This is a genomic window from Actinomadura sp. 7K534 (assembly GCF_004348575.1).
GTDB classification, from domain to species: Bacteria; Actinomycetota; Actinomycetes; order Streptosporangiales; family Streptosporangiaceae; genus Spirillospora; species Spirillospora livida.
The window spans coordinates 42576-50211 of record NZ_SMKB01000028.1; the positions used below are offsets into that span (position 1 = coordinate 42576).

At 70.4% G+C, this 7636-nt stretch carries 9 protein-coding genes, 1 tRNA gene and 1 pseudogene; 5 read left to right on the plus strand and 6 right to left on the minus strand.

All coding sequences use genetic code 11. The features are described 5' to 3' along the window. The first annotated feature begins 103 nt into the window (after positions 1–103). The 4 genes from E1266_RS08895 to E1266_RS08910 all read left to right on the plus strand — a co-directional run bounded on the left by E1266_RS08895 (position 104) and on the right by E1266_RS08910 (position 3558). On the plus strand, positions 104–1186 hold the full coding sequence (locus tag E1266_RS08895; protein ID WP_132045666.1) for a hypothetical protein: 1083 nt from the start codon (positions 104–106) through the stop codon (positions 1184–1186). Positions 1187–1267: 81 nt separating this feature from the next. Further along, the gene (locus E1266_RS08900) at positions 1268–2212 is read left to right on the plus strand and encodes an LLM class flavin-dependent oxidoreductase (protein ID WP_132045668.1); all 945 of its coding nucleotides are present in this window, start codon (positions 1268–1270) and stop codon (positions 2210–2212) included. Continuing rightward, entirely contained in the window at positions 2209–2865 is a 657-nt protein-coding gene (locus E1266_RS08905) for an alpha/beta fold hydrolase (protein ID WP_132045670.1), read from the plus strand. The genes E1266_RS08900 and E1266_RS08905 overlap by 4 nt, the downstream gene beginning before the upstream one ends. Before the next feature lie 9 nt (positions 2866–2874). Beyond that, on the plus strand, positions 2875–3558 hold the full coding sequence (locus E1266_RS08910) for a winged helix-turn-helix transcriptional regulator (protein WP_132045672.1): 684 nt from the start codon (positions 2875–2877) through the stop codon (positions 3556–3558). 6 nt (positions 3559–3564) lie between these two features. Here E1266_RS08910 and E1266_RS08915 read toward each other — a convergent pair whose 3' ends face one another. The 4 genes from E1266_RS08915 to E1266_RS08930 form a co-directional block, all read right to left on the minus strand. Beyond that, positions 3565–3849: a GlsB/YeaQ/YmgE family stress response membrane protein gene (locus E1266_RS08915; RefSeq protein ID WP_132045674.1), complete on the minus strand. Its 285-nt coding sequence runs from the start codon at positions 3847–3849 to the stop codon at positions 3565–3567. A 58-nt stretch (positions 3850–3907) separates the two neighbouring features. After that, complete coding sequence (locus E1266_RS08920) at positions 3908–5212, minus strand: cytochrome P450 (protein ID WP_132045675.1); 1305 nt, start codon at positions 5210–5212, stop codon at positions 3908–3910. A 245-nt stretch (positions 5213–5457) separates the two neighbouring features. Continuing rightward, complete coding sequence (locus E1266_RS08925; protein WP_132045677.1) at positions 5458–5853, minus strand: DUF3592 domain-containing protein; 396 nt, start codon at positions 5851–5853, stop codon at positions 5458–5460. Between the two features lie 424 nt (positions 5854–6277). Continuing rightward, positions 6278–6355 (minus strand) — tRNA-Thr (locus E1266_RS08930). A 142-nt stretch (positions 6356–6497) separates the two neighbouring features. Here E1266_RS08930 and E1266_RS08935 point away from each other — a divergent pair. Beyond that, positions 6498–6764: a YtxH domain-containing protein gene (locus E1266_RS08935; RefSeq protein WP_132045679.1), complete on the plus strand. Its 267-nt coding sequence runs from the start codon at positions 6498–6500 to the stop codon at positions 6762–6764. Here E1266_RS08935 and E1266_RS08940 read toward each other — a convergent pair. Both E1266_RS08940 and E1266_RS08945 read right to left on the minus strand, forming a co-directional pair. After that, positions 6761–7255, minus strand: a complete 495-nt coding sequence (locus E1266_RS08940; RefSeq protein ID WP_132045681.1) for a hypothetical protein — start codon at positions 7253–7255, stop codon at positions 6761–6763. The two genes, E1266_RS08935 and E1266_RS08940, sit on opposite strands and share 4 nt — an antisense overlap. 34 nt (positions 7256–7289) lie before the next feature. Continuing rightward, positions 7290–7636: pseudogene (locus E1266_RS08945) on the minus strand (hypothetical protein); the annotation flags it as partial.

The window sequence follows — 7636 nt, forward strand, 5'->3', positions numbered from 1 at the left end:
CGCGACCCGCGTTTGGCGAGATATGGAATGAGAACCCGGCGGCACTCCCGGGAGGCCACATTGGGCCTAGGACAGCGCCAGCATTCACTGGCATGGTTGTCGCATGAAACGTGTCATGGCCGGTGCGGCCCTGCTCCTCTCCACGGCGACGATCACGGCACTGGCGAGCGCACCCCCGTCCGCGGCGGCGGCCGGGGAGTGGCGCCGCGTGGGCCTGCCCTTCCTCTGGCCGAAGGCGGGCCTGACCGACATCTCGTCCGCCGGGCCCTCCGACGTGTGGGTGAGCGGCGTGCAGGGCGCCGTCTGCATCCCGCAGATCGCGTCGTGGGGGTGTACCTGGAAGAGCGAGGGCAACCCCGTGGTCCGCCGTTGGGACGGCACGCGCTGGCGGGAGTACGCGCTGCCCGGCTGGAGCGGGAACGCCCCGATGTCCACGGTCGCCGCGGCGGCGCCCGGCGACGTGTGGGTGTCGGCGACGGCCGTCGAGCCCGGGGTGCGGTACCTGGCCCACTTCGACGGCACCGCCTTCACCAAGGTCGACCCGCCGATCGACGCCTGGTACCAGGTGCTCGCGGGCGCGAGCGGGACATGGCTGGCGACGTCCAGCGGCGACACGCCGCTCTTCCGCCGGACGGGCGGCGGCTGGCAGCCCAGCCATGGCACGGGAATGTCCTTCGTCATGGACGTGCAGGCACGGACGGCCGACGACGCATGGGCCGTGGGCAGGGCAGGGCCCGACCAGGACCCTGCCGTGGCGCACTGGGACGGTGAATCCTGGCAGCCGGTGCCCTACACGCGGGACGACCCGGGACTGACCAGCGTGCTACCGGTCGCAGCCGACGACGTCTGGGCGACCGTGACGGGCGCCGATTACGTGGTCCGCTGGAACGGCTCCACCTGGTCGCAGGTGAACCTGCCCAGCGAGATCGAGTACTTCCGCCTGGCCGTGGACGGTTCGGGGACCATCTGGGCGGGCGGCCAGGAGACCGTGATGGTCGACGGATACCGCAAGCGCCGGCCGATGCTGCTGTCGTACACGGGCGGCACCTGGCAGCGCACGCCCGTGTCCATGCCGTGGGGCACGGACGACATGGCCGTCAGGGCACTGACCACCGTGCCCGGGACCGGCACCTTGTGGGCGGCGGCCAACTCCTCGACGGGCCCGGTCACCCTCGTACAGGACTAGGCCAACTTCTCGAATTTGAACTAGCCACTTCAAAAACAGGAAGTACTCCTCTAGAGTCGGGCGCATCGGCGAGGAGGGGTCATGGCGGAGACGCGGGTCGGCTATCTGCTGCCGACGCGGGAGCAGGCCGTGCTGGACCGGCATGATCCGGGACGGCTGGCCGAGCAGGCGCGGCGGGCCGAGGCGCTCGGCTTCGACTCGGTGTGGGCGGGCGACAGCCCGGTGACCAGGCCGCGCGCCGACCCGCTGCTCCTCCTGGCGGCCGCGGCGCACGCCACCGAGCGGGTCGCGCTCGGCACGGCGGTGCTGCTGCCCGCGCTGCGGCACCCGATCCTGCTGGCCCACCAGCTCGCCACCCTCGACCGGCTGTCGGACGGACGGCTGATCGCCGGCATGGGCGCCGGCTTCCCGAACCCGCGGACCGAGGCCCAGTTCACCGCGATCGGCGTGCCCTACAGGCGCCGCGGCGGCCGCCTGGAGGAGTCGGTCGAGGTGATGCGGAAACTGTGGTCGGGCACGGGCGCGGTCTCGCACCGGGGCGAGCACTTCACCTTCGAGGACGTGACGCTCGCTCCCCCACCGGCCAGGCCCGGCGGACCACCGATCTGGCTGGCGGGCGGTGGACCGGCCCTGCGGCGGGTGGCTCGCCTCGCCGACGGCTGGCTGCCCTACCCACCCACGGTAGGGACGTACGCAGAGGAACGTGCCTTCGTCCAAGAGGCGGCGGAGCACCCCGTCACGCCCGCCCTGTACGCGACCGTCTGCCTGGACGAGGACGCCGAGCGAGCCCAGCAACGCCTGCGAACGAGTGTGGAGCGCTACTACGACGCCCCTCTGGAGTTCATCCAGTCGATCCAGGCCATGTTCGCCGGGACCGCACGCGAGGTCGCGGAGTGGCTGAACTCCTACATCGAGGCTGGAGCGCGGCACGTCGTGATCCGGCTCGCGACCGACGACCACGATGCCGACCTGGACGCCTTCGCCGGCCTCGTCCTACCCCTTCTGCAACGGGAGCGTTCCGCATGACCACGTTCGTGCTCGTCCACGGCGCCTGGCACGGCCCCTGGGCGTGGGAGAAGGTGACGCCGTTCCTTCATCGGGCCGGTGCGCGAACCATCGTCCCCCTACTACGGGAAGGCGACGTCGGCCTACGCGAACACGTGGACGACGTCATCACCGCCTTGGACACCGCGTCAGAAGAGGTCGTCCTAGTCGGACACAGCTACGCAGGGCTCGTCGTACGAGAAGCGGCTGACGCACACCCCGACAGAGTGGCCCATATCGTCCTGGTGGACGGATGGGCAGGCCCGGACGGCTCCAGCCTGTTCGCCCTGGCGCCCGACTTCTTCGTCGAGGTGGTCCGGGCTTGGTCGGACGGCACGTACATCCCCGCACCTCCCCCGGACGCGTTCGGCATCACCGACCCCGACGAGGCGGCACGGCTCGTCCCGCGCCTCCGGCCGCAGCCGCTGCGCACCTTCACCGACACCACACGCCTCACCGGGGCCGTCGACCGGATACCGGGAACAGCCGTCTACTGCCGCCCGCAGACGTATCCGTTCGACCGGTTCGGCAAGGAACTCGGCTACCGGACGCTGGGGACGGACGGCCCGCACGACCTGATGGTCACCCACCCGGAGCAGGTCGCCCGGCTGCTCCTGGATGTCGCCGAGCCCTAGAGTGATGCGGTGGAACAGCGGACGTACAACCAGTACTGCGCGACCGCGCGCACCCTCGACCTCGTCGGCGAGCGCTGGACCCTGCTGCTGATCCGCGAGCTGCTGACCGGCCCCAAGCGGTTCGGCGACCTGCAGGCCAGCCTGCGGGGCCTCGGCACCGGCCTGCTCTCCGCCCGGCTGAAGCATCTGGAGCGCGAGGGCCTCGCCCGCAAGATCACGTTGCCGGCGCCCGCCCGGACCCCCGCCTACGCGCTGACGGAGGCGGGCGAGGAACTCGGCCCGGCGATCCTGGAACTCGCCCGGTGGGGGATGAAATGGGCGCTCGGTGAGCGCCGCGAGGGTGAGACCTTCCACCCGAACTGGGCGGTACTGGGACTCAAGGCGTGCTTCGACCCCCGGGCGGCGGCCGGGCTGCGCGCCGTCTACGAGTTCCGCATCGGTGACGAAACGCTCCAGGCCCGCGTGGACGACGGCTCGATCGAGATGTCGCACGGCCCGGCACAGCCCCCGGACGCCGTCATCACGATGGACGAGCAGGCGTTCCTCGCCCTCGCCGCCGGACGGTCGACGCTCGCCGCACTGATCGGCGAGGGCGCGGCCACCGCGTCCGGCGACAGGGACGTCCTGGCCAGGCTGGGCGACCTGTTCCGCCTCCCCCAGCCCCGGCCCCGGACGGCGGAAGACCGCGCCTGACCCGGGTCAGCGTTGGATGTGACGCTTCCTGCCGCGCCCTCTCAGCGCGGCGACGATCGCGACGCCGAGCACGGCCAGGCCGATCTGGAACACCAGCTCGATCCAGTCGATCCCGTTCGTCGTGCTCACGCCGACCGACTGCGCGATCGCCGTCCCGACGATCGCCGCGGCGATACCGACGAGCACGGTCAGGATGACGCCGATGGGCTGGCGGCCCGGCAGCAGCAGCCGTCCCAGCGCACCGATGATCGCGCCGATGACGATCGCGCTGATGATGCCTGTGATGTTCATGCCCTCCGTGTGCCCATTAAGGACCCACCGTCACATGCCCGAGGCCGGTTTCCGCCTGTCAGGCCCTCCGCGTCACCCGCATGGGCACGGGACCGGCCGGCCGGAGCGTGATCTCCGCCCGCATCGGGACCTTGATACCGGGCGCCAAGTCGAGCCGGTGAGTACGGCTGACGGTCGCGAGCACCAGGACGGCCTCCAGCATCGCGAACCCGGCCCCTACACAGATGCGACGTCCACCCCCGAACGGCAGATACGCGTACCGGGAACGCTCTGTCTCCCCCATGAACCGCTCAGGCTGGAACCCCTCCGGGTTAGGCCAGATCTCCACATTCCTGTGCAGCAGATAGGGCGGCACAGCAATGGTCGACCCCGCCGGAACCCGAACCCCCGCGATGTCATCCTCCTCCAGGGCATCACGCTCGATCGTCCAGGCGGGCGGGTAGATCCGCATCGCCTCTTCGAGGACGGCCTTCGTCCAGGGCAACCGGTCGACGTCCTCGGCCCGCGGCTCCCTACCAAGCGCGTCCACCTCCTGCTCCAGCCGCTCACGCGCGGCCGGAAACCGGGAAAGCAGCACGAACGTCCACGCCAGCGACGCAGCCGTAGTCTCGTGCCCCGCCAGCAACAGCGTCAGGACCTCATCATGGAGCTCGGCCTCGGAGAACTCACCGCGCTCCTTGAGCAACTGCAGAAGCTCCCCACCGGACGACCCCTTGATGACGCGCTGCACCAACCCGTCCAGTTGCCCGAGCGCACCACCCAGCCCAGGCACACGCTGGTACACGCCGCGCTTAGCGGCCGCCCCAGGCAGGAACGTCCCCGCGACGGCACCACGCTGAAGGACCTCCAGGGAACGCCCCGTCCGCTCGGCCTCCCCAGCGAGCGCACTGCCGAACAAGGCCCGCCCGACGATGTCCAAAGTCATCCGCCGCAGCTCACCCGCCGCGTCGAGCAGCACCCCGTCCGGCCACCGCTCAACGGCCGCCGCGGCCGTCTCGACGATCTGCGGCCCGAACCCGACCACGTGCCGCTGCGCGAACACCGGCTGCACCACCCGCCGATGCCGCCGCCACGTCTCCCCCTCGCTGGTCAGCAGCCCTTCCCCGAGAACAGCCCGCAGCGGCCGGTAGGTGAACGCCTTGACGTAGTTGGCCTGGTTGGCCACCAGAACATGCTCGGCGTACTCGGGCCGCGAAAGCACATAAAGCGCCCGCCCGACCCCGAACGGCACCCGAACCGCGTCCCCGTACCGCCGCCCGAGCGCCCCGTACGTCCCGAGCGGATCCCGGGCCATCCGCATCCACCACCGGACAGCCTCCGCGCCCCCCGGCCCAGCAACCCGCGAACCCACAACCAACGCCATAAAACCCACCGTAAACCGCCCCACCGCCCTCCATACACGTGGAGCACGAGCCGAACAGCCGCACCTTGAAGCAAGGACCGGCCAGGGAGAGCAGAGAGGCCCTCTCCGGACGCGGAGGGGCCTTCGAGCTGGGAGCCGGCAGGGGCACTCGAACCCCTAATCTCCAAACGGTCTCCCCGGCATCTCCTTGATCATCGGATCTGCCGTTCATTGGGCAGTCCCGCCCGGAGGGCCGCCTTGAGTGATCAGGCCAGAGTCGCGAGCACGGACGGCGGGAAGATCGCGAAGAAGATCGTGCTGGCAATGCCGACGTAGACGTAGATGGGCTTCGGGGGGAGGTCGGAGGCAAGGAGAAGGTCCTTGGGGTGCTTGGGGTCGTAGACGATGGGCTCCCAGCCCCCCTCCAAGATCCGGTTGGGTGCATGGCGCGTCGTGATGCGGGTGCCGTCGGCGGTGGTGAAGGTCAGGTCGTACGTTCGTGCGATCCCTTGCCGCAGGACGGAGACCCGGTCGTATGTCCGGCCGACCTCGGCACGGGTCCGCACTCCGTTGCGGGCCAGGTGGCGTTCCTTGAGGTAGTCCGGCAGGACGACGAGCAGGACGATCGCGCCGATGAATCGTTCGACGATGGCCCAGACCATACCCACTCCCGGATCGTTCAGAGGTGTGTGGAGTGTGCCAGCGAAGGACTCAGTGAGGCCAGCGAATGGCTTTGCGACGGCCAAGAGCGGTCGGTCAGGTCTTGGGGGTGTCGATGCGGTGCTCGATGCCCGTGAGCAGCTCACCCACATCGGGGTCACGGGCGTCGCCGCGGGGTCAAGGTCATCCGGAGCTAGGACGCCGGCGGCAAGCTGCTGGCAGCGCTGGACGTCCGTCCCCCGGGCCGCGATGCAGGTCCTTCAGCACAGCAAGATCAGCCTGCCCAAGGAGATCTTCCTCCGAGCGGGTCACGGTGGCACTCAAGTACGGCTCGGGGTCATCTGCGACCGCCCAGAGACGGGGCGTACTTCTCTGCTGTACCTGTTAGCAAAGAGGCCCTCTCCGGCGGCGGAGGGGCCTTTGAGCTGGGAGCCGGCGAGGGGACTTGAACCCCTAACCTTCTGTTTACAAGACAGATGCTCTGCCGATTGAGCTACGCGGGATCGTACGTGCGTCCGGGGCCGTTGGGCCCCGGTGCGGCTCTAGGTTAGCGCATGTCCGGGGCTGTTCGCGCCTGCGTTATGGGTGGGCGCGGCGATGGCGGGTATAGGGGGTCACACGAATTCGCCGTCGGTGGGAGATTGACGTGAAGACTCGCATGATGTTCATGGCCGGCGCCGCGATCGGCTACGTCTTCGGGACGAAGGCCGGGCGTGAGCGCTATGAGCAGATCAAGCGGCTGTCCCAGCAGGTTTCGGAGAACCCGAACGTGCAGGAGGCGGCGGGCAAGATCCGCGCGAAGGGCGAGGACCTGGCGGGCAAGGCCGGGCAGATGCGGGACCGGGTGCCGCAGCAGGTGCCGGGCCGCCGCAAGGCGGAGGAGGAGCACCCCCCGCAGGTCTATCCCGGTTAGAGGCCCGTCTGGCGGCGCAGCTCTTCGAGGACCTGTTCGGCCTGGGCCCGCAGGCCCGGGTCGGCGGGGTCCGTTCCCGGTTCGAAGACGAAGGTCCAGCGGACGTCGCCGCCGGTGGCGGGGCGGCGGCCGGCGATGCGGACCTTGGCGCCGCCGGGCAGCACGGCCTGGTGGCTGACGGCGATCGTCGCGGTGACGCGTTCCCGGACGGTTTCGGGGACGGATCCCGGGTCGGTGAGCCCGATGTCGTGTGCGGCACCGGCGGATGTCTCCTGGACGTGGAGCCATCCGTCCTTCCATGTGGCGTGGTCGACGCGTTCCCAGGGGATGCGGGCGTATCCGCCGGAGGTCGTGGGGATGTGCAGTGCCGAGGTGGTGGCGGTGACGTGGGAGCCGCCGCGGGTGGGGGCGGCGGCGAGGACGCGTTCTCCCCGTTCGAGTGCGAGGGCGTCGCGGACCGCGGACGGCAGGGGACCCCGGCGTAGGCGCATGCCCCCACGGTAGGCGATCGAACGGGGTGGGAGATCAGGCGGCCTGCGGTGCCCGGCGGGCGCCGAGGAGGTCGAGGACGAGGGCCGCGGTCCAGGCGTAGTCGTGGCTGCCGCGCCCGGTGCCGTCGAACGGGTCGAAGAACTCGCGGAAGCCGGACTGGCGGACGAGCCGCATGGTCGCGCCGTAGAGCAGGTCGGCGACGACGGGGAACCCGTGGCCGAGGGCGCCGTACCAGACGAGCCAGTTGGTGCTGATCCAGGTGGGGCCGCGCCAGTAGCCGCCGCGGTCGAAGGCGGGGGCCTGGATGTCGCAGGTGGGGACGGGGTATCCGGCGGCGCCGGCGAACCGGGCGGACAGCAGCAGGTCGACGAGGTTGCGGG

Coding starts and splice junctions, on each gene's coding strand:
- E1266_RS08895 (WP_132045666.1), top strand. CDS start 104: ATGAAACGTGTCATGGCCGGTGCGGCCCTGCTCCTCTCCACGGCGACG.
- E1266_RS08900 (WP_132045668.1), top strand. CDS start 1,268: ATGGCGGAGACGCGGGTCGGCTATCTGCTGCCGACGCGGGAGCAGGCC.
- E1266_RS08905 (WP_132045670.1), top strand. CDS start 2,209: ATGACCACGTTCGTGCTCGTCCACGGCGCCTGGCACGGCCCCTGGGCG.
- E1266_RS08915 (WP_132045674.1), bottom strand. CDS start 3,849: ATGAACATCACAGGCATCATCAGCGCGATCGTCATCGGCGCGATCATC.
- E1266_RS08920 (WP_132045675.1), bottom strand. CDS start 5,212: ATGGCGTTGGTTGTGGGTTCGCGGGTTGCTGGGCCGGGGGGCGCGGAG.
- E1266_RS08925 (WP_132045677.1), bottom strand. CDS start 5,853: ATGGTCTGGGCCATCGTCGAACGATTCATCGGCGCGATCGTCCTGCTC.
- E1266_RS08940 (WP_132045681.1), bottom strand. CDS start 7,255: ATGCGCCTACGCCGGGGTCCCCTGCCGTCCGCGGTCCGCGACGCCCTC.